The 22,254-nt window shown below is 70.0% G+C and carries 15 protein-coding genes; 14 read left to right on the top strand and 1 reads right to left on the bottom strand.

Annotated features, from left to right (window positions below; genetic code table 11):
* The first annotated feature begins 142 nt into the window (after positions 1-142).
* The 14 genes from ACFV61_RS08170 (at position 143) to ACFV61_RS08105 (ending at position 20,327) form a co-directional block, all read left to right on the top strand.
* Positions 143-2,752, top strand: a complete 2,610-nt coding sequence (locus tag ACFV61_RS08170) for a SpoIIE family protein phosphatase (protein WP_380423917.1) — start codon at positions 143-145, stop codon at positions 2,750-2,752.
* Between the two features lie 102 nt (positions 2,753-2,854).
* Positions 2,855-4,714 carry an ABC transporter family substrate-binding protein gene (locus tag ACFV61_RS08165; RefSeq protein ID WP_380423916.1) on the top strand — a complete coding sequence of 620 codons (1,860 nt, stop codon included), beginning with the start codon at positions 2,855-2,857 and terminating at the stop codon, positions 4,712-4,714.
* Positions 4,715-4,986: 272 nt separating this feature from the next.
* A complete protein-coding gene (gene typA, locus ACFV61_RS08160; RefSeq protein ID WP_063347962.1) occupies positions 4,987-6,891 on the top strand; it encodes a translational GTPase TypA in 1,905 nt (634 codons plus the stop codon).
* 429 nt (positions 6,892-7,320) lie between these two features.
* Positions 7,321-8,958 (top strand): ABC transporter substrate-binding protein, encoded by a 1,638-nt coding sequence (locus ACFV61_RS08155; protein WP_063347961.1) that lies wholly within the window; start codon positions 7,321-7,323, stop codon positions 8,956-8,958.
* A gap of 140 nt (positions 8,959-9,098) precedes the next feature.
* Positions 9,099-10,025 carry an ABC transporter permease gene (locus ACFV61_RS08150; RefSeq protein ID WP_063347960.1) on the top strand — a complete coding sequence of 309 codons (927 nt, stop codon included), beginning with the start codon at positions 9,099-9,101 and terminating at the stop codon, positions 10,023-10,025.
* Positions 10,018-10,962: an ABC transporter permease gene (locus ACFV61_RS08145; protein ID WP_063347959.1), complete on the top strand. Its 945-nt coding sequence runs from the start codon at positions 10,018-10,020 to the stop codon at positions 10,960-10,962. Before ACFV61_RS08150 ends, ACFV61_RS08145 begins: the two co-directional genes overlap by 8 nt.
* A 19-nt stretch (positions 10,963-10,981) precedes the next feature.
* Positions 10,982-12,034: an ABC transporter ATP-binding protein gene (locus ACFV61_RS08140; RefSeq protein ID WP_063347958.1), complete on the top strand. Its 1,053-nt coding sequence runs from the start codon at positions 10,982-10,984 to the stop codon at positions 12,032-12,034.
* The gene (locus tag ACFV61_RS08135; protein ID WP_063347957.1) at positions 12,027-13,043 is read left to right on the top strand and encodes an ABC transporter ATP-binding protein; all 1,017 of its coding nucleotides are present in this window, start codon (positions 12,027-12,029) and stop codon (positions 13,041-13,043) included. Before ACFV61_RS08140 ends, ACFV61_RS08135 begins: the two co-directional genes overlap by 8 nt.
* A gap of 172 nt (positions 13,044-13,215) precedes the next feature.
* Complete coding sequence (locus tag ACFV61_RS08130) at positions 13,216-14,841, top strand: ABC transporter substrate-binding protein (protein WP_380374694.1); 1,626 nt, start codon at positions 13,216-13,218, stop codon at positions 14,839-14,841.
* A 117-nt stretch (positions 14,842-14,958) separates the two neighbouring features.
* A complete protein-coding gene (locus ACFV61_RS08125; RefSeq protein ID WP_063347955.1) occupies positions 14,959-15,885 on the top strand; it encodes an ABC transporter permease in 927 nt (308 codons plus the stop codon).
* A gap of 76 nt (positions 15,886-15,961) precedes the next feature.
* Positions 15,962-16,876 (top strand): ABC transporter permease, encoded by a 915-nt coding sequence (locus ACFV61_RS08120; RefSeq protein ID WP_380423928.1) that lies wholly within the window; start codon positions 15,962-15,964, stop codon positions 16,874-16,876.
* A gap of 16 nt (positions 16,877-16,892) precedes the next feature.
* Positions 16,893-17,945: an ABC transporter ATP-binding protein gene (locus ACFV61_RS08115; protein ID WP_380490689.1), complete on the top strand. Its 1,053-nt coding sequence runs from the start codon at positions 16,893-16,895 to the stop codon at positions 17,943-17,945.
* Positions 17,935-19,119 (top strand): ABC transporter ATP-binding protein, encoded by a 1,185-nt coding sequence (locus ACFV61_RS08110; RefSeq protein ID WP_380490686.1) that lies wholly within the window; start codon positions 17,935-17,937, stop codon positions 19,117-19,119. The genes ACFV61_RS08115 and ACFV61_RS08110 overlap by 11 nt, the downstream gene beginning before the upstream one ends.
* Before the next feature lie 158 nt (positions 19,120-19,277).
* Positions 19,278-20,327, top strand: a complete 1,050-nt coding sequence (locus ACFV61_RS08105; protein ID WP_380490683.1) for an ABC transporter ATP-binding protein — start codon at positions 19,278-19,280, stop codon at positions 20,325-20,327.
* A gap of 23 nt (positions 20,328-20,350) precedes the next feature.
* On the opposite strand, the gene ACFV61_RS08100 is transcribed toward ACFV61_RS08105, so the two are convergent.
* Positions 20,351-22,060: an ABC transporter family substrate-binding protein gene (locus ACFV61_RS08100; protein WP_380490681.1), complete on the bottom strand. Its 1,710-nt coding sequence runs from the start codon at positions 22,058-22,060 to the stop codon at positions 20,351-20,353.
* Between the last annotated feature and the right edge of the window lie 194 nt (positions 22,061-22,254).

The following is a 22,254-nucleotide window of genomic DNA, read 5'->3' as shown; positions in this document are numbered from 1 at the left end:
CATTGTGGTTGCGCGGGCGGTAGGACAAAAACCTTCGCCCGATCTGATGTTGTGATGTTGAGGGCGTGTGAACGTACCCCTCGATGATGAATACTCGGTCTTCTCGACATCCGGACGGTCGCGGGTTGGAGGGGTCGGTCCGTTGAACAGCACCCCGGCGCGGAACGCGCCGAGCAGCAGCGGTCATGCTGTCGTGCCCGGGCAGGCCGGTTCACCGCACCTGCCCGTACCGGCGGACCCGCCCGGCGCCGGCCCCGTGGGCCTCGGTCACCACCCCGGGGCCGCGGACCACCCGTGGGGCGCGGGCGGCCCCGGGTCGATCTACGACTACATCCGGGTCGCCACCTTCACCATCGGCCCCGACGGCCGGATCAGCCAGTGGAGCGAGCGCGCCGCCGAGTTCTTCGGCGTCCCCGCCCCCGACGCCGTCGGCGCCGACCCGATCACCACCTTCGTCCCCCGCGAACTCTGGCAGCGCGGCCGCGCGCGGCTGGAACGCGCCCTGGCCGGCGAGGAATGGGTCGGCACCGCCCCCTACCGGGACGCCGCCGGCGGCGAGGGCCTCGCCGAGCTCTACCTGATGCCCGACAGCGCCCTGCCCACCGCCGGCGCCACCTGCCTGGCCGTCGACCTCGGCCGACTGCGCCGGGTCGAGACCGACCTCGCCGCCTCCGAGGCCGTCTTCGGGCAGACGCCCACCGGCTTCATCCTCTTCGACGACCGGCTGCGTCTCCAGCGGGTCAACGACGCCTTCGCCTCCGGCATGGGCCTGGCCCCCACCGACCTCGAAGGCCTCACCCCGCACGACCTCTTCCCGCCGTCCGAGGCCGACCGCCTCACCGCCGCCCTGCGCAAGGTCCTCGCCACCGGCGAGCCCGTCTTCGACCTGCGCTTCCACGGCGCCGTCCCCACCCGCGAGGGCAACCGGCTCTGGGCCGTCTCGCTGTACCGCCTCAACGGCGCGGCCGGACAGCCGATCGGCCTCGCCGGGCAGGTCTCCGACGTCACCAGCCGGCACGTCGCCGAGCGCGAGGCCGACGGCGTCCGCCGCAACCTCGCCCTGCTCAACGAGGCCAGCGCGCACATCGGCTCCACCCTCGACCTGGAGACCACCGCCAAGGAACTGCTCGACGTCGTCGTCCCGCCGTTCTGCGACCTCGCCACCGTCGACCTGTACACCGCGCTGCTCTCCGGCGAGACCGTGCCCAGCGCCGGCCGGCTCGGCGACACCGTGCTCACCGACGGCAGCGGCGAACTGCGCCGGGTCGCCGTCTCCAGCGTCATCGGCGGCGCCTCCTCGGTGCTCGGCTCGGTCACCGGCCTGCCCATCGCCGAGGCCGGCGGCACCCTCTGTTACCCGCGACGCTCCCCGCACGCCCGGGCGCTGCGCACCGGCCGCAGCGTCGTCCCCGAGCCCGGGCCCGACCCGCTGCTGCGCTCCACCCTGATCGTCCCGCTGGTCGCCCGCGACCAGGTGCTCGGCCTCGTCCAGCTCTCCCGCGCGATCGGCAGCGAGCCCTTCGACGCCCGCGACGTCGCCATCGCCGAGGAACTCGTCGCCCGCGCCGCCGTCTGCATCGACAACGCCCGGCTCTACCGCCGCGAGCACGAGCGCGCCCTGATCCTCCAGCGCAGCCTGCTGCCCCCGGGCAACCCGGCCGCCAGCGGCCTGGAGATCGCCTGCCGCTACCTGCCCAGCAACAACAACACCGAGGTCGGCGGCGACTGGTTCGACGTCATCCCGCTGCCCGGCAACCGCACCGCCCTGGTCATCGGCGACGTGATGGGGCGCGGCCTGCGCGCCGCCGTCGCCATGGGCCAGCTGCGCACCGCCGTCCGCACCCTCGCCATGCTCGACCTGGAGCCCGGCGAGGTGCTCACCGCCCTCGACGAGATCGCCCGTGGCCTCGGCGGCGACACCGTGGCGGCCGGCCCGCCCACCCCGTACGGCCGGCTCACCTCCGCCGCCGACGAGGAGGCCCGCGAGGTCTACCTGGCCACCTGCGTCTACGCGGTCTACGACGCCGTCACCCGGCGCTGCTGGATCGCCAACGCCGGCCACCTGCCGCCCGTCCTGCTCAGCCCCGGCGAACCCGCCCGGATGCTCGACGTCCCGCCCGGCCTGCCGCTCGGCGTCGGCGGCGAGCCCTTCGAGGAGGTCGAGCTGACCCTCCCGGACGGCGCCATCCTCGGCCTCTACACCGACGGCCTGGTGGAGAGCCGCAAGCACCAGCTGGACGAGGGCCTGCGCGGCTTCCGCACCGCGCTGTCGGCCAAGGGCAAGGGCCTCGAAGAACTCTGCGAGCACGTCCTCGGCGAGCTCAACCCGCACCACGGCGAGGACGACATCGCCCTGCTGATGGCCAAGGTGCACGCCTTCCCCGAGGACGCCGTCGGCAACTGGTTCCTGCCGCCCGAGCCCACCTCCGTCGCCAAGGCCCGCGAGCTGGCCTGCAGCTGGCTGCTGACCCGCGGCCTGGAGGAGCTCGTGGACACCACCGAGCTGCTGGTCAGCGAACTGGTCACCAACGCGCTCAAGCACGGCCGGGGCGAGATCCGGCTGCGGCTGCTGCGCGATCGCGGCCTGGTCTGCGAGGTCTGGGACGACGGCTACGCCCAGCCCCGGCAGCGGCGCGCCCAGGAGACCGACGAGGGCGGGCGCGGCCTGCAACTGGTCAGCCTGCTGGCCGAGCGCTGGGGCAGCCGGCGGACGCCCAAGGGCAAGATCGTCTGGTTCGAGCTGGGGCTCTAGGGCGGCTGGAGGCCCCGGCGGTTCGGCCGTCCGGGTGCAGTCGGCGGGCGGTCCGCCGTGTCGGCCCGGGCCCGGGCACCCGGACGGCGTTCCATGGCCGCCATGCGCGTCCGCCAGCTCACCACCGCAGCCGTCGCGCTGCTGCTCGCCGCCGGCCTCGGCGGCTGCTCCGATGGCCCGGATCCGGCCCGTACCCCCGACCCCGCGCCGGCCTCGGCCGACCCCACCTCCGGCACCGGGGACGTCCGGACCGCCGACCGCACCGCCGTCCGGGGCGGCGGCAAGCTGCGCTGGGCCGTGGACGGCGTCCCGGCCACGCTCAACGTCTACCAGGGCGAGGCGACCGCCGACTCGGCACTGCTCGCGCACGCCCTCTACCCCTCGCTGTTCCGGCCCGACGGGCACGGCCGGCTCGTCCCCGACCCGGACTACCTGGTCGGCGCCGAGTCCACCCCGCCCGGGAAGCAGCCGCAGGTCGTCACCTACCGGCTCAACCCGCGCGCGGTCTGGAGCGACGGCACCCCGCTCACGGCGGCCGACCTGACCGCCCAGCGGGCCGCCCTCTCCGGCCTCGACCCGGCCTACCAGGGCGGCCGCCCGACCGGGTACGACGCCATCGAGGCGATCGCCCAGGGCGCCGACCCGCACGAAGTCCGGGTGACCTTCCGGCGCCCGTACGCCGAATGGCGCTCGCTGTTCGGCCCGCTCTACCCGGCGGCCGAGACGGCCACCCCGGCCGCGTTCAACCGGGCGCTGACCGGCGGCGAGCACCTGAGCGCCGGGCCGTACACCGTCTCCGGGTACGACGCCGCGGGCGGGCAGGTCGTCCTCGCCCGCAACCCGCGGTGGTGGGGGGACCAGCCGAAGACCGACCGGATCGAGTTCATCGCCGCGCCGCCGGAGGGCCGGCTGGACGCGCTCGACCAGAACCGGCTGGACATCGCCCCGCTCACCGCGGCGGTGGACCAGGCGGTGCCCGCGCCCGCTCCGGCCGCCTCCGCCACGCCCACCGCCTCCGCCACGCCGACCGCCGTGCCGACCGACACCCCGGCCGCCTCCGGCACGCCGACCGCCGAGGCGGCGCCCCCGGGCGCCGCACCCGAGGCCGCGGCGCTGGCCCTGCGGCGGGCCGAGGGACTGCACGGCGTCATCGTGCACCGGGCCGTCGGCGCCTCGCTCACCCAGCTCACCCTCAACTCCGCCCACGGCCCGCTCGCCGACCCGGCCCTGCGGCTCGCCCTGACCCGCGCCGTCGACCGGCGGCGGATCGCCGACGCCGCGCTCACCCCGCTCGGCCTGCCCGGCGCCCCGCTGGGCAGCCACCTGCTCGCCGGCGACCAGGACGGCTACCGCGACAACAGTGCGGCCGCCGGCCCGGCCGACGCCGCCCGGCTGTTCGACGAGGCGGGCTGGAAGCGGCCCGACACCGGCGGCACCCGCACCAAGGACGACAAGGAGCTCACCCTCACCCTGCTCGTCCCGGCCGGCTCCGCGACCGCCAAGCGGACCGCCGACGCGCTCGCCGCCGACCTCGGCGAGTCCGGTGTCGAGGTGAAGGCCGTGACGGCGTCCGCCGACACCTTCGTCCAGGACCAGTTGGCCGCCGGGGAGTACGACCTCGCCCTGTTCTCCTGGCCCGCCGGCACCAGCCCGGCGAGCGAGCAGCGGCCCGTCTACGCCAAGCCCCGGCCCGACGCCGACGGCACCCTCGACCTCGGCAGCAACTACGCCCGCAGCGGAACCGAGGAGATCGACCGGCTCTTCGACCGCGCCACCGCCGAGCTCGACCCGGCCGCCCGGCTCGGCCTGCTCCAGGAGGCGGACGTGCGGATCTGGCAGCTCGGCCACTCGGTGCCGCTCTACCAGCGGCCCGAGCTGGTCGGCGTCCGGGCGGGCGTCGCGGGCGCCGGGGTCTGGGGGTACGGCTGGCCGCGCTTCCAGGACGTGGGGTGGAGCGGCTGAGCCCGTTCCCCGGGCCCGTCGGAGCCGGTCGGAGAGCGAACACCGGGTGACGAACGGGTGACCTGTCTGTGATCTTGATCCCGCCCGACCTGCCCGTTTCTGCTCACCTGGGCGCTTCCCCGTACGATAGGAGGAAGCCGAGGCATGTCCGTTGCCACGGCGGGTGGACCGGTAGTAGCAGGCGGAACGGGCGGCGGCGATCCAAAGGGATCGCTGGTCGGCGTCTCGCGGCCGGGCGCCGCAACCCACGATTCCAGGAGAATCAGCTAGGCATGCCCACGCGCAACGACATCCGCAACGTCGCTATCGTCGCCCACGTCGACCACGGCAAGACCACTCTGGTCGACGCCATGCTGAAGCAGGCCGGCGCCTTCGCCGCCCACCAGCACCTCGACGACCGGATGATGGACTCGAACGACCTGGAGCGCGAGAAGGGCATCACCATTCTCGCGAAGAACACCGCCGTCAAGTACCACCCGAAGGATGGTGGCGCGCCGATCACCATCAACATCATCGACACCCCGGGCCACGCCGACTTCGGTGGCGAGGTTGAGCGCGGTCTGTCGATGGTGGACGCCGTCGTCCTGCTGGTCGACGCCTCCGAGGGCCCGCTGCCGCAGACGCGCTTCGTGCTCCGCAAGGCGCTCACCGCCCGGCTGCCCGTCATCCTCTGCATCAACAAGACGGACCGCCCGGACTCCCGGATCGACGAGGTCATCAACGAGACCTACGACCTGTTCCTGGACCTGGACGCGGACGAGGACCAGATCGAGTTCCCGATCGTCTACGCCTGTGCCCGTGACGGCGTCGCCTCGCTGACCAAGCCGGAGAACGGCACCGTCCCGGCCGACAGCACCAGCCTGGAGCCGTTCTTCTCCACCCTGCTGGAGCACGTCCCGGCCCCGACGTACGAGGCCGACGCGCCGCTCCAGGCCCACGTCACCAACCTCGACGCCGACAACTTCCTCGGCCGCATCGCGCTGCTGCGCGTCGAGCAGGGCGAGCTGCGCAAGGGCCAGACCGTGGCCTGGATCAAGCGCGACGGCACCATCTCCAGCGTCCGCATCTCGGAGCTGCTGATGACCGAGGCGCTCACCCGCAAGCCGGCCGAGGTGGCGGGCCCGGGTGACATCTGCGCCGTCGCCGGCATCTCCGAGATCATGATCGGCGAGACCCTCGCCGACCCGGAGAACCCGATCGCGCTGCCGCTGATCACGGTGGACGAGCCGGCCATCTCGATGACCATCGGCACCAACACCTCGCCGCTGGTCGGCCGTGGCGGCAGCGGCAAGGGCGCGGACGCGAAGTCCAGCGGCAAGGTGGACCGCAAGGTCACCGCCCGCCAGGTGAAGGATCGCCTGGACCGCGAGCTGATCGGTAACGTCTCGCTGCGCGTCCTGGAGACCGAGCGCCCGGACGCCTGGGAGGTGCAGGGCCGTGGTGAGCTGGCGCTGGCCATCCTGATCGAGACCATGCGCCGCGAGGGCTTCGAGCTGACCGTCGGCAAGCCGCAGGTCGTCACCAAGCAGGTCAACGGCAAGACCCACGAGCCGGTCGAGCGCCTCACGGTGGACGTGCCGGAGGAGCACATGGGCGCGGTCACGCAGCTCATGGGCGTCCGCAAGGGCCGGATGGACAACATGTCCAACCACGGCTCGGGCTGGGTCCGGATGGAGTTCGTCGTCCCGTCCCGCGGTCTGATCGGTTTCCGGACCGAGTTCCTCACCAGCACCCGCGGCACCGGCATCGCGCACTCGATCCACGAGGGCCACGAGCCGTGGTTCGGCACCCTGACGACCCGTAACAACGGTTCGCTGGTCGCCGACCGGTCCGGTGTGGTCACCGCCTTCGCGATGACCAACCTCCAGGAGCGCGGCGTGCTCTTCTGCGAGCCGGGCACCGAGGTGTACGAGGGCATGATCGTCGGCGAGAACTCGCGCGCCGACGACATGGACGTCAACATCACCAAGGAGAAGAAGCTCACCAACATGCGTTCCTCGAACGCAGACGTGGCCGAGTCGATCGTCCCGCCGCGCAAGCTCTCGCTGGAGCAGTCGCTGGAGTTCTGCCGCGAGGACGAGTGCATCGAGGTGACCCCGGAGACGGTTCGCATCCGTAAGGTCGTCCTCGACGCGAAGGACCGCGGCCGCACCGCCTCGCGCGCCAAGAAGGCGTGATCCGGACGGCTTGACCGGCCTTTGGCCGGAATGCTTCGCCCCCCTTTCCCATGGAGAGGGGGGCGAACTTTTTCAACTACTCCAAGTTGTCGACGGGCGTATTAACGGAATAGCGCTCATCACTCCCAGGTGTCCGCTGAGCGAACGTGACAGTTCGTCATTCATGACGACTGTCCGTTTGGTGCCTGTCTGGCTATGTCTCTTATGTCCGGTTTTCGAAACTTACCGACTGTTCATGTGACCTAATTGAGATCGTCACTGGTCACTTTCGTGTCCGTGCGTGACGGATAGTGGGTGCAGTCAGGCTCGGGTCAAGGGTGACGCGCAGGGGTGCGCGCCGAAACCACGAGCGCGGACGGCACAGCGGGCCAGGTAACACCCGTCCGCAGTGCCCTCCTCGTTGCAACGTCGAATTCAGGAGGCACACCGATGCGTGGTGGGAGCCAGGCCAAGTGGGTTGTCGCAGCTGTTGCGGTCGCCCTCGCCGCGACTGCTTGTAGCAGTGGCGGTTCCACCGGTGGGAGCAGCTCCGATGGCGCTGCGGTCAACGCCCAGGGCGTGTTCAGCTACCAGAGCGGCGAGCCGCAGCGTCCGCTGCAGCCGGCCAACGCCATGGAGAACCAGGGCGGCCGCATCGTCAAGCAGCTCTTCCAGGGCCTTGTCGACTACGACCCCGCCACCGGCGCCCTGCGTAACCAGGTGGCCGACAAGATCGAGACCACTGACTCCAAGAGCTACACCGTCACGCTGAAGTCCGGTTGGACTTTCCACGACGGCACCCCGGTGACGGCCAAGTCCTTCGTGGACTCCTGGAACTGGTCGGCGAACACCAAGAACAACCAGATCAACTCGGACTGGTTCTCCGACATCGTCGGCTACGACGCCGTTCACCCGGAGAAGGGTGACCCGACCGCCGACACCATGTCCGGTCTGAAGGTCGTCGACGACACGCACTTCACCATCGAGCTGACCAGCCCGGTCTCGTACTTCACGTACAAGCTCGGCTACTCGGCCTTCTACCCGCTGCCGACCGGGTTCTTCTCCGACCCGGCGGGCTACGGCCAGAAGCCGGTCGGCAACGGCCCGTACAAGTTCGTCTCGTGGGAGCACAACAAGGCCATCACCCTGGCCGCCTACGACAAGTACGCGGGCGTCAACAAGGCCAAGAACGGCGGCATCGTCTTCCGGAACTACACCTCCGGTGAGGCCGCGTACAAGGACCTGATGTCGGACACCCTCGACGTCCTGGACCAGGTCGACTCGACCGACCTGCCCAAGTACAAGGACGACCTGGGCAAGCGCGCGGTCGACCAGCCGCAGGGCGCCATCCAGAACATCTCCTTCGCGCTGTACAACGCCGAGTGGAACGCTCCGGAGAAGGCCAAGGTCCGCCAGGGCCTGTCGATGGCCATCGACCGTGACACCATCACCAAGACCGTGCTGAACGGCACGCGTCAGCCCGCCGACGCGTTCGTGGCGCCCGGCGTCATGGGCTTCAAGGCCGGCAGCTGCGGCGACGCCTGCAAGTACGACCCGGCGAAGGCCAAGCAGCTCATCGCCGAGGGCAACGGTGTCCCCGGTAACAAGATCACCATCCTGTACAACTCCGATGGCGGTCACAAGGAGTGGGTCGACGCGGTCTGCAACTCGATCCGCCAGGCCACCGGCGTCGAGTGCCTCGGTGACCCGAAGCCCGACTTCAAGACCTCGCGCGACCTGGTGACCAAGCGTCAGGTGTCGAGCATGATGCGTACCGGCTGGGTGCAGGACTACCCGCTGAACGCGAACTTCCTGCGCGACGTCTACGGCACCGGTGCCGCCGCGAACGACGCCGGCTACTCCAGCCCGGAGTTCGACAAGCTCTCCAAGGAGGCCGACGCGGCCACCTCGGTCGAGAAGACCGCGGAGCTCTACCAGCAGGCCGAGGCCGTCCTGGCCAAGGACATGCCGGCCATCCCGCTCTGGTACTACAAGACCAGCTCCGGCTGGTCCAACAACGTCCAGAACGTGAAGTTCGACTCCTTCGGCAACCCGGTCTACACCGACGTCGAGGTCAAGAAGAAGTAATCGGTCGGCACCGCCTGACCCGGTGACAACGGCCGGTGCCCGTCCATCCCCACAAGGGCGAGGACTGGCACCGGCCGTTGGCACGCCGACTTATCTCTGGCCGGGATGACGGGCCCGGCAGAGTCATACATGGAGGCACGATGGGGCGCTTTGTCGCGAGGCGACTGCTCCAGATGATCCCGGTCTTCTTCGGAACGACCTTGCTCATCTTTGTCATGGTGCACTTGCTGCCGGGTGACCCGGTGGCCGCGATGTGGGGCGACAAGGCGCCGGACCCGGCCCAGCTCGCCGCACTGACCCACCAGATGGGCTTCGACAAGCCGTGGTACGAGCAGTACGTCGATTACATGGGGAAACTGCTCACCGGTGACTTCGGAACCACCCTGGCCGGACGGCCGGTGCTCGATGTGATCACCGAGGCGCTGCCGGTCACGGTCCGGCTGGCGCTGCTGGCCTTCATCATCGAGATCGTGCTGGGCGTCTCTGTCGGCCTGTTCGCCGGTCTTCGCCGGGGCAAGGCGTTCGACAAGGGCACCCTGGTCATGACCCTGCTGCTGATCTCGATCCCGGTTCCGGTGCTCGGCTTCATCTTCCAGACGGTCTTCGCGGACGACCTGAAGTGGGTCACGCCGACCGTCCAGGACTCGAACGACATCACCCAGCTGATGCTGCCGGCCATCGTGCTCGGCTCGCTGTCGCTGGCGTACGTGGCGCGCCTCACCCGTACTTCCATAGCCGAGAACATCAAGGCCGACTACGTCCGCACCGCGGTGGCCAAGGGCCTGCCGCGGCGCAAGGTGATCGGCACCCACCTGCTCCGCAACTCGATGATCCCGGTGGTCACCTTCCTCGGCACCGACCTCGGCGCCCTGATGGGCGGCGCGATCGTCACCGAGGGCATCTTCAACGTCAAGGGTGTCGGTAACGCGCTCTTCCACGCGATCAACCTGAAGGAGGGCACGACCGTCTCCGGCTTCGTGGCCTTCCTGGTGCTCGTGTACCTGGCCGCCGGCCTGATCGTCGACCTGCTTTACGCGGTCCTGGACCCGAGGATCCGTTATGCCTGACCTGACCGAGAAGAAGACGGCCGAGGAGATCCCGGCCCAGCGCGCCGCCGACACCGCGGCGGCCAAGCCCGAGAAGGCCCGCAGCCTCGGCTCCGACGCCTGGCACGACCTGCGCCGCAAGCCGATCTTCGTGATCTCCGCGCTGCTGATCCTGCTGCTGATCGTCATCGCGATCGCCCCCGGGCTGTTCACTTCGGCGGACCCGCGCGCAGGCGACCTGCGCGCGCACTACCTGACGAAGCCGAACTACAGCCACTTCTTCCAGGCCGACTGGTTCGGCTACGACCTCCAGGGCCGCAGCATCTACGCCCGGGTGATCTACGGGGCCCGTGCCTCGGTCGTCGTCGGCATCTGCGTCACCGCGGGTGTGACCATCCTCGGCAGCATCACCGGCATGCTGGCCGGCTACTTCGGTGGCTGGGTCGACACGATCATCTCCCGGGTCACCGACATCTTCTTCGGCATCCCGCTGCTGCTCGGCGCCCTGGTGATCCTCAACGCCTTCACCTCGCGCACCATCTGGAGCGTGGTGTTCGCACTGGTCGCCCTGGGCTGGACCCAGATGACCCGTGTCATGCGCGGTTCGGTCATCACCATCAAGCAGGCCGACTTCGTGACGGCGGCCAAGGCGCTCGGCGCCGGCACCAGCCGGATCCTGTGGAAGCACATCCTGCCGAACGCGGTCGCCCCCGTGATCGTCGTCGCCACCATCGCGCTCGGCGGCTACATCGCCACCGAGGCGACGCTGAGCTTCCTCGGCATCGGTCTGCAGGACCCGACCATCTCCTGGGGCATCGACATCAACACCGCCCAGAAGGTGATCCGGACCGCTCCGTTCGCCCTGTTCTTCCCCGCCGGAATGCTGAGCCTCACGGTTCTGGCCTTCATCATGCTCGGCGACGCGGTGCGCGACGCCCTCGACCCGAAGCTCCGCTGAGAGAAGAGGTGACGACCCGATGACCACCGTGATCGAGAACAACAACCAGAAGAGCGGCCGACTCGAAGTTGGCACCCCGCTGCTGGAGGTCAAGAACCTCCACGTGGAGTTCCACACCCGGGACGGCATCGCGAAGGCCGTGAACGGCGTCAACTACTCCGTCGCGGCGGGCGAGACGCTCGCCGTGCTCGGAGAGTCCGGCTCCGGCAAGTCCGTGACCGCCCAGACCATCATGGGCATCCTGGACATGCCGCCCGGCAAGGTGACGCAGGGCGAGATCCTGTACCGCGGCCAGGACATGCTCAAGATGGGCAACGAGGAGCGGCGCAGGATCCGCGGCCAGAAGATCGCGATGATCTTCCAGGACGCGCTGTCCTCGCTCAACCCCGTGCTCAGCGTGGGCTACCAGCTCGGCGAGATGTTCCGGGTGCACCAGGGCGCTTCCAAGAAGGACGCCAAGGAGAAGGCCATCGAGCTGATGGACCGGGTGCGCATCCCGGCCGCCAGGCAGCGCGTCGGCGACTACCCGCACCAGTTCTCCGGCGGCATGCGCCAGCGCATCATGATCGCCATGGCGCTCTCCATGCAGCCCGACCTGATCATCGCGGACGAGCCCACCACCGCCCTGGACGTCACCGTCCAGGCCCAGGTGATGGACCTGCTCGCGGAGCTCCAGGCCGAGTACAACATGGGCCTGATCCTGATCACCCACGACCTCGGCGTGGTCGCCGACGTCGCGGACAAGATCGCCGTGATGTACGCGGGCCGGATCGTCGAGACCGCCCCGGTGCACGACCTGTACGCCAACCCGGCGCACCCGTACACCAAGGGCCTGCTCCGCTCGATCCCGCGCCTGGACCAGAAGGGCCAGGAGCTGTACGCGATCAAGGGCCTGCCCCCGAACCTGCTGAAGGTCCCGGCCGGCTGCGCGTTCAACCCCCGCTGTGACGTCGCCACCGACCTGTGCCGCACGGAGATCCCGGCGCTGCACCAGGTGGCGGACAAGGACGGCAAGGAGCTCACCGGCCGCCGCAGCGCGTGCCACCTCTGGAAGGAGACCCTCCATGGCTGAGCCCATCCTGGAGGTCAGGGACCTGGTCAAGCACTACCCGCTGAGCCAGGGCATCCTCTTCAAGAAGCAGGTCGGCGCGGTCAAGGCGGTCGACGGCATCTCCTTCGAGCTGGCGAAGGGCGAGACGCTCGGCATCGTCGGCGAGTCCGGCTGTGGCAAGTCCACGCTGGCCAAGGTGCTGATGAACCTGGAGCGGGCCACCTCCGGCCAGGTGCTGTTCAAGGGCGAGGACATCTCCAAGCTGTCCGGCCAGGCCCTCAAGGCCGTCCGCCGGAACATCCAGATGGTGTTCCAGGACCCGTACACCTCGCTGAACCCGCGCATGACCGTCGGCGACATCATCGGGGAGCCGTTCGAGATCCACCCCGAGGTGGCGCCCAAGGGCGACCGCCGCAAGGCCGTCCAGGACCTGCTGGACGTCGTGGGTCTGAACCCGGAGTACATCAACCGGTACCCGCACCAGTTCTCCGGCGGCCAGCGCCAGCGCATCGGCATCGCCCGCGGTCTCGCGCTCAAGCCCGAGATCATCATCTGCGACGAGCCGGTCTCCGCCCTGGACGTGTCCGTCCAGGCGCAGGTGATCAACCTGCTGGAGAAGCTGCAGGGCGACTTCGGCCTGTCGTACATGTTCATCGCGCACGACCTCTCCATCGTCCGGCACATCTCCGACCGCGTCGGCGTGATGTACCTCGGCAAGATGGTCGAGATCGGCACCGACGAGCAGATCTACGAGAACGCCACCCACCCGTACACCCAGGCGCTGCTCTCCGCGGTGCCGGTGCCGGACCCGACGGCGCGCGAGAACCGCGATCGGATCATCCTGACCGGTGACATCCCCTCGCCGGCCAACCCGCCGTCCGGCTGCCGCTTCCGCACCCGCTGCTGGAAGGCGGAGGACCGCTGCGCCGAGGAGATCCCGCTGCTCGCGGTGCCCTCGGTGCTGAAGGGCCCGGCCGCGCACGACTCGGCCTGTCACTTCGCCGAGGTCCGGGAGCCGGCCGCCGCCTGACTCCCCGTGGCATCCCCGGAAGGGCCCGTGGCTTCGTGCCGCGGGCCCTTCCGTCGTTCCGTCAACTCACGGGGCGCTCAACGCACCCGTCCGGGTGCATTCGACTCGCGCCGTCGACCGGGCGCGCTTCTCATGGGGTGTGATGCGACACACACCACGAGGAGGGACCTCCATGCCCGTAGCCGCCCGTGCTCGCTGGGTCCTCGCCGCTGCGACATCCGTGGCCCTGGTGGCCACCGGGTGCAGCAGCGGCGGCGGCGGAAGCAGCAACAGCTCGTCGGACAGCAGCAAGAGCTTCAGCTACCAGAGCAGTGAGCCGCAGAACCCGCTGCAGCCCGCCAACGCGAACGAGGTCGGCGGTGGTCGCATCATCCAGAACCTCTTCAAGGGGCTGGTCGACTACGACCCCGCCACCGCCAAGATCCGGATGCAGGTCGCCGACAAGATCGACACCAGTGACTCCCAGACCTTCGACGTCACGCTGAAGGACGGCTGGAAGTTCCACGACGGCACGCCGGTGCACGCCAAGAACTTCGTGGACTCCTGGAACTGGAGCGCGACCACCAGCAACAACCAGATCAACAGCTCCTGGTTCTCCGACATCGAGGGCTACCAGAACGTCCACCCCGTCAGCGGCCAGCCGACCGCGACCAAGATGTCCGGCCTGACCGTGGTCGACGACCTGCACTTCACCGTCAAGCTCAGCAACAAGGTCTCGTACTTCGAGTACAAGCTCGGCTACATCGCCTTCTCCCCGCTGCCGGACGCCTTCTTCAACGACCCGACCGGGTACGGGCAGAAGCCGGTGGGCAACGGCCCCTACCAGTTCGTCAGTTGGAACCACAACTCCGAGGTCGTCACCAAGGCCTTCCCGGACTACCAGGGCGTCGACAAGCCGAAGAACGGCGGCATCGTCTTCAAGATGTACACCACGTCCGAGGCCGCCTACGCCGACCTCCAGTCCAGCAACCTGGACGTGATGGACCAGGTGCCGCCGTCCGCGCTGGCGACGTACAAGAGCGACCTCGGCGACCGGGCGATCGACGCCCCGCAGGGCGCCATCCAGAACATCGGCTTCACCCTCTACCAGGCCGACTGGGCCGCGCCCGACAAGGCCAAGGTGCGCCAGGGCCTGTCCATGGCGATCGACCGCGACACCATCACCAAGACGGTGCTGCAGAACTCCCGCAAGCCGGCCACCGCCTGGGTGGCCGAGGGCGTCGAGGGCTACAAGGACGGCGCCTGCGGCGACTTCTGCAAGTTCGATCCGGCGAAGGCCAAGCAGCTGATCAGCGACGGCGGTGGCGTCCCCGGCAACAAGCTGCTGATCACCTACAACTCCGACGGCGGCCACAAGGAGTGGGTCGACGCGGTCTGCAACTCGATCCGGCAGAGCACCGGCGTCGAGTGCCTCGGCGACCCGAAGCCCGACTTCAAGACCGCGCGCGCCGCGATCACCGGGCACCAGGTCAACGGCGCCTTCCGCACCGGCTGGGTGCAGGACTACCCGCTGAACGCCAACTTCCTGTCCGACGTGTACCGCACCGGCGCCGCGTCCAACGACTTCGGCTACAGCAACCCGCAGTTCGACCAGGCGGCCACCAAGGCCGACGAGGCCGCCAGCGTCGCCGACACGGTGACCGGCTACCAGCAGGCCGAGGCGGTGCTGCCGAGCGGGATGCCGGCCATCCCGCTCTGGTACTACCGCACCAACTCGGGTTACTCGACCAAGGTGCAGAACGTGAAGTTCGACTCCTTCGGCAACCCGGCCTGGACCCAGGTCGAGGTCAAGGGCTGATCCCCCGACCCCTCGCGCCGGCCCCGTCCTTCCCGCACGGAGGGCGGGGCCCGGCCCTCCCGGCCGACCGTCCCCGGCCGGCCGTGCACCCAGGGCACGTCTAGGAAGGAGGCTCGGATGGGCAGTTACGTGCTGCGGCGGGTGCTGCAGATGATCCCGGTGTTCTTTGGCACCACGCTGCTGATCTTCCTGATGGTCTACACGCTGCCGGGCGACCCGGTGTCGGCGCTGTTCGGCGAGAAGGCCGCCGACCCGGCCATCGTGGCCAGCATCAAGCACAAGTACTTCCTGGACCAGCCGGTCTGGAAGCAGTACCTGCACTACATGGGGAACCTCTTCCAGGGGGACTTCGGGACGAGCTTCACCGGCCGCCCCGTCTCCGAGATCATGGCGACCGCCTTCCCGGTCACCATCCGGCTCGCGCTGATGGCCTTCGTCTTCGAAGTGGTCCTCGGCCTCGCCCTCGGTATGGCCTCCGGCCTCCGGCGCGGCAGCATCCAGGACACCCTGGTGCTGATCCTCACCCTGGTGGTGATCTCGATCCCGGTCTTCGTGCTGGCCTACATCGCACAGACGATCTTCGCCACCAACCTCGGCTGGGTCACCCCGACGGTGCAGGACTCCACCGACCTCTCCCAGCTGATCCTGCCCGCGATCGTGCTGGGCTCGCTCTCGCTCGCGTACGTCGCCCGGCTCACCCGGACGTCCATCGGCGAGAACCTGCGGGCCGACTACATCCGCACGGCGGTCGCCAAGGGCCTGCCCCGGCGGACCGTCATCTCCCGCCACCTGCTGCGCAACTCGCTGATCCCGGTGGTCACCTTCCTCGGCACCGACCTCGGCGCCCTGATGGGCGGGGCGATCGTCACCGAGGGCATCTTCAACGTGCAGGGCGTCGGCAACGTCCTGTACCGGGCGATCAACCAGAAGGAAGGCCCCACCGTGGTCGGCATCGTGACCGTCCTGGTGATCGTCTACCTCGTCGCCAGCCTGCTCGTCGACCTGCTCTACGCGGTCCTGGACCCGAGGATCCGCTATGCCTGACATCCACGACGAGAACTCCTACGAGCCGCACCCCAAGCCCGGGGTCTCACACCTCGACTACGCCGGGGAGCAGGGCATGGCGGTCGAGCAGGAGACCCTGGTCGAGCCCGACCCGGCCAAGCGGGAGGAGGCCCGCAGCCTCTGGGGCGACGCCTGGCGGGACCTGCGCCGGCGGCCGATCTTCCTGATCTCCGCCGTGCTGATCCTGCTGCTGGTCGTCATGGCGATCTTCCCCTGGGCGTTCACCGACGCCGACCCGCGCAAGGCCGACCTGATCCACGACTACCTCAGGCGGCCGGACTGGACGGACTTCTTCGGCGCCGGCTGGTTCGGCTACGACGGGCAGGGCCGGTCGATCTACGCCCGGGTGGTGTACGGCGCCCGGGCCTCGATCACCGTCGGCATCTGCGTGACCCTGTCGGTCACCGTGCTCGGCGGACTGGCCGGCATGGTCGCCGGCTACTTTGGCGGCGCCGTCGACGCGGTGATCTCCCGGATCACCGACATCTTCTTCGGCCTCCCGCTGCTGCTCGGCGCCCTGGTGCTGCTGAACGCCTTCACCACCCGCACGGTGTGGAGCGTGGTCATCGCGTTGGCCTTCCTCGGTTGGACCCAGATCGCCCGCGTCATGCGCGGCGCCGTGCTGACCGTCAAACAGTCCGACTACGTGGTGGCTGGCCGGGCGCTCGGCGCCGGGACGGGGCGGCTGATGTTCCGGCACATCCTGCCGAACGCCATCGCCCCCGTGATCGTCGTCGCCACCATCGCGCTCGGCGGCTACATCGCCACCGAGGCGACGCTGAGCTTCCTCGGCATCGGTCTGCAGGACCCGACCATCTCCTGGGGCATCGACATCTCCTCCGCCCAGAAGGTGATCCGGACGGCGCCGTACGTGCTGTTCTTCCCGGCCGTGGCGCTCTCCGTCACCGTGCTGGCCTTCATCATGCTGGGCGACGCGGTGCGCGACGCCCTCGACCCGAAGCTTCGCTGAGCGAGGGGAGCGCAACGTGAGTACAGCCGTGGACGCCACCAGGTCCGAGCGGGCCGCGTCGTACGAGGGGCCGCTGCTCGACGTCCGCGACCTGCACGTCGAGTTCGTCACCCGGGACGGCGTGGCCAAGGCGGTCAACGGGGTCGACTACAGCGTCCGGGCGGGGGAGACGCTCGCGGTGCTCGGCGAGTCCGGCTCGGGCAAGTCGGTGACCGCGCAGGCGATCATGGGCATCCTGGACATGCCGCCGGCCCGGATCCCGCGCGGGGAGATCCGCTTCCGCGGCCGGGACATGCTGAAGATGGGCAACGAGGAACGGCGCAGGATCCGCGGCCAGAAGATCGCGATGATCTTCCAGGACGCGCTGTCCTCGCTCAACCCCGTGCTGACGGTGGGCTTCCAGCTCGGCGAGATGTTCCGCGCCCACCGGGGGGCGTCCCGCAAGGAGGCCAAGGAGAAGGCCGTCGAGCTGATGGAGCGGGTGCGCATCCCGGCGGCCAAGCAGCGGGTGAACGACTACCCGCACCAGTTCTCCGGCGGCATGCGCCAGCGCATCATGATCGCCATGGCGCTGGCCCTGGAACCGGACCTGATCATCGCGGACGAGCCCACCACCGCGCTGGACGTCACCGTGCAGGCCCAGGTGATGGACCTGCTCGCGGAGCTCCAGGCCGAGTACAACATGGGCCTGATCCTGATCACCCACGACCTCGGCGTGGTCGCCGACGTCGCCGACAAGATCGCCGTGATGTACGCCGGCCGGATCGTCGAGACCGCCCCGGTGCACGACCTGTACGCGCGCCCCGCGCACCCGTACACCCGCGGCCTGCTGGACTCCATCCCGCGGCTGGACCAGAAGGGCCAGGAGCTGTACGCCATCAAGGGCCTGCCGCCCAACCTGCTGCGGATCCCCCAGGGCTGCGCCTTCAACCCGCGCTGCCCGCGGGCGCAGGACCGCTGCCGGGCCGAGGTGCCGGAGCTGTACCCGGTCGCCGAGGACGACGGCGCCCCGCTGGCCGGGCGGGGCAGCGCCTGCTTCTTCTGGAAGGAGACCCTCCATGGCCGCTAACGGGTCCAGCGCACTGGGCGCCGCGGTGCCGGAGAAGGACGCCTTCGCCCAGGAGGTGCCGCGCGGCGAGCCGATCCTCGAAGTCCGGGACCTGGTCAAGCACTTCCCGCTGACCAAGGGCGTGCTGTTCAGGAAGCAGGTCGGCGCCGTGAAGGCCGTCGACGGGGTCTCCTTCGACCTGAGGCAGGGCGAGACGCTGGGCGTCGTCGGCGAGTCCGGCTGCGGGAAGTCCACGCTGGCCAAGGTGCTGATGAACCTGGAGCCGGCCACCGGGGGATCGGTCCGCTACAAGGGCGAGGAGATCTCCCGGCTGTCCGGGTCGGCGCTGAAGGCCGTCCGCCGCAACATCCAGATGGTGTTCCAGGACCCGTACACCTCGCTGAACCCGCGCATGACGGTCGGCGACATCATCGGGGAGCCGTTCGAGATCCACCCCGAGGTGGCGCCCAAGGGGGACCGCCGCAAGGCCGTCCAGGACCTGCTGGACGTGGTCGGGCTCAACCCCGAGTACATCAACCGCTACCCGCACCAGTTCTCCGGCGGGCAACGCCAACGCATCGGCATCGCACGGGGGTTGGCGCTCAAGCCGGAGATCATCATCTGCGACGAGCCGGTCTCCGCGCTGGACGTGTCCGTCCAGGCGCAGGTGATCAACCTGCTGGACAAGCTGCAGGGCGAGTTCAACCTCTCGTACATGTTCATCGCGCACGACCTCTCCATCGTCCGGCACATCTCGGACCGGGTCGGCGTGATGTACCTCGGCAAGATGGTCGAGATCGGCAGCGATGCCGAGATCTACGACCACGCCACCCACCCGTACACCCAGGCGCTGCTCTCCGCCGTCCCCGTGCCGGACCCGACGGCCCGGGAGTCGCGGGACCGGATCGTGCTCACCGGGGACGTGCCCTCGCCGGCCAACCCGCCGTCCGGCTGCCGCTTCCGCACCCGCTGCTGGAAGGCGCAGGACCGCTGCGCGGCCGAGATCCCGCTGCTCGCCTCGCCGTCCTGGCTGGGCGGGGCGGCCCGGCACGACTCGGCGTGTCACTTCGCTGCGGAGCGCGAGATTGGGCAGAGCGCGGCGGAGCGCGAGGTCGGGCAGAGCGCGGCGGAGCGCGAGGTCGGGCAGAGTGCGGCGGAGCGCGAGGCTGGGCAGGGGGATGCCGGGCCCGGTTAGCGGCTCGCGGGATCCAGGGCGCGCCCCCGCACCGGGGGTGCGCCCTTTCTTGTGATGGAAAAGAGATGTGCCGCGCAATTCCGCAAGTGGGGTCGGGTCGTTGATAGTTGCTCTGCGCGTATAGGTGCTCGCTGCCGCGCTGGGGGAGGGCTGCTCGGATGGACATGGTGGAGGTGATCGGCGGCGGTCGGGAGGACCTGGTGCCCGGGACCCCGCTGCTGGAGGTCGACGACCTGCACGTCGAGTTCCGTACCCGGGACGGCGTGGCCAGGGCCGTCAACGGGGTGAGCTACTCGGTGTCGGCCGGGGAGACGCTGGCGGTGCTGGGCGAGTCCGGTTCGGGCAAGTCGGTGACCGCGCAGGCGATCATGGGCATCCTGGACGTGCCGCCCGGGCGGATCACCGGCGGGCGGATCCTCTACCGCGGCGAGGACCTGCTGACCATGGGCTCCAAGGCCCGGCGGTTCGTCCGGGGCCAGAAGATCGCGATGATCTTCCAGGACGCGCTGTCCTCGCTCAACCCGGTGCTCAGCGTGGGCTACCAGCTCGGCGAGATGTTCCAGGTGCACCGCGGCGCCAGCCGCAAGGAGGCCAGGGAGAGGGCCATCGAGCTGATGGACCGGGTGCGGATCCCGGCGGCCAGGCAGCGCGTCGGCGACTACCCGCACCAGTTCTCCGGCGGCATGCGCCAGCGCATCATGATCGCCATGGCACTCTCCATGGAGCCGGACCTGATCATCGCGGACGAGCCCGCCACCGCCCTGGACGTCACCGTCCAGGCCCAGGTGATGGACCTGCTGGCCGAGTTGCAGCACGAGTTCCACATGGGGCTGATCCTGATCACCCACGACCTCGGCGTGGTCGCCGACGTCGCGGACACGATCGCGGTGATGTACGCGGGCCGGATCGTCGAGACGGCCCCGGTGCGCGACCTGTACGCGCGCCCCGCCCACCCGTACACCCGGGGCCTGCTCGACTCGATCCCCCGGCTGGACCAGAAGGGGCAGAACCTCCACGCCATCAAGGGCCTGCCGCCCAGCCTCCTGGAGGTCCCGCAGGGCTGCGCGTTCAACCCGCGCTGCAACCGGGTGCAGGACCGCTGCCTGAGCGAACTCCCGCCGCTGGTACCGGTGGTGGACGCCGAGGGCGCCGAACTGCCGGGCCGTCGCAGCGCCTGCCACTTCTGGCGGGAGACCCTGCACGGCTGAGGGCGCCTACGCGTCGCCGCCGCCTACCGCTCGAAGCCGACGTTCTCCCAGACGATGTCGGACAGCCCCTGGGCGCCGATGTTGGCGAGGTTGGCGCGGGCGCCGTACAGCTGCGGGCGCTGGTAGAGCGGCAGCACGCCGGCCACCTTCCACAGCTCGCCGTCGGCCTGGTTGATCGCCTCGGAGGCGGTGGCCGCGTCGGGTGCGGCGGCGGCCCGGTCGAGGGCGGCGTCCACCGCCGGGCTGCCCGCGCCGACGTGGTTGGTGCCGCCGTTCTGGACGAAGTCGGCGCGGTTGCCGCTGGCCGGGAAGGGCGTGCCGAGCAGCGAATAGGCGGTGATGTCGAAGTCGCCGCGGTTGACGTACTTGTCGAAGAACTCGTTGGCGGCGGCGGTGACCGTGGTGACCTTGATGCCGACGTCCTTGAGTGTCCTGGTGGCGCTGTCGGCCTCGCTCTGCGCCTGGGTGACGCCGGCCGGGATGACCATCCGCAGGTTCAGCTCGCGGCCGTTGCGCTTGCGGACGTCGCCGTCGAGCCGCCAGCCGGCCGCGTCCAGTTTGCGGGCGGCCTCGGCGGGGTCGTAGCGGCTGAGGCCGAGGGAGTTGTCCCGGTAGGCGTTCTGGTTGGCGACCAGCAGGTGGTTGTTGAGCGGGGCGGCGGGCCAGTCCAGGCCGTTCAGGTCGGAGCGGATGACGGCGTCCCGGTTGACGGCCTGGAAGACGGCCTGGCGGACGGTCGCGTCGCTGAGCGCCGGGGTGCGGGCGTTGAGGGTGAGCTGGCGGAAGTCGGGCCCGCCGGCCCGGCGGACGGCGGCGCCCTTGGTGCTCTTGATGGTCTGGTAGCCGGCGACGTCCGGGCCGTTGTTGAAGAGGTCGATCTCGCCCTTGGCGAAGGCGGGGGCCATGGCGTTGGGCAGCATGGCGTGGAAGACGATCCGGTCCAGCATCGGCTTGTCGCCCCACCAGGCGGGGTCGGCGACCAGGGTGATGGTCTGGGCGGCGCGGTCCAGCCGTTCGACCTTGAACGGGCCGGCGGTGACCGGGATCGCGTCCAGGTAGGCGGAGTTGAACAGCTCCGGGGTGGCGAGCCGGCTCGCGGGCAGCAGCGGGGCGTTGGCGGCGCCGTTGAACATCGACTGCCACTCGGAGAACGGCCGGTCGAAGGTCATCACCGCCTGGAAGTCGTCCTTGCCCCGCTCGACCGAGGAGACCTGTTCGAAGCCGGTGTTGCTGGCGGGCCGGTAGGCCGGGTCCTTCCCGTTCAGCGCGCGCCAGTTGGCTTCGAGGTCGCGCCAGGTGATCGGGGTGCCGTCGGACCAGTGGGCCTTCGGGTTGAGCGTCCAGACGACGACCTGCCGGCCGTCCCGCAGCTCCGCGTGGGCGTCTTGCAGGTAGGCCGGGTTGACGGTCTGGGTGCCGGCCGCGTCGGAGCGGAAGAAGGTCGGCAGCAGCGGCTTGCTGACGCTGATTGTCGAGGACTCGCTGCCGTCGGTCTGGATCGGCGACCACTGGCGGGAGAACTGGGCGATCGCCAGGTGCAGGGTGCCGCCCTGGCGCAGCTGGGAGCGCTCGCGCGGGTTGACGTCGATCGAGGTGAGCTTGGGGGCCCCGGTGGCGGACGGCCCGTCCGCGGCGGCGCCCTGGCCGGAGGCGCACGAACAGAGCGTCAGTGAGAGCGACAGGGCGGTGAGACCGGCGAGCAGGGCCGTCCGGTGCTGGAGGCGGCGGCTCATCGGCGTGCTCCCCGAGGTGGCTGTGGCGGAAGGTGTGGCGGAAGGTGTGGCGTCACATCTTGCTGACCGGGAGGGGGAGTTGTCGAGGGGGGGGGGGGGGGGCGGGCCCCCCCCCCCCCGGGGGGGGGGTGGGGGTGTGCGGGGCGGGGGTAATTGTAGGGTGGTGTCGGGTAGGCGGGGGGGGATCGAGCGCG

The organism is Kitasatospora sp. NPDC059817 (genome assembly GCF_042731835.1).
Taxonomy (GTDB): Bacteria; Actinomycetota; Actinomycetes; order Streptomycetales; family Streptomycetaceae; genus Kitasatospora.
Note: the sequence above shows the minus strand (reverse complement) of the source record. Positions and strands in the feature narration are given on the sequence as shown.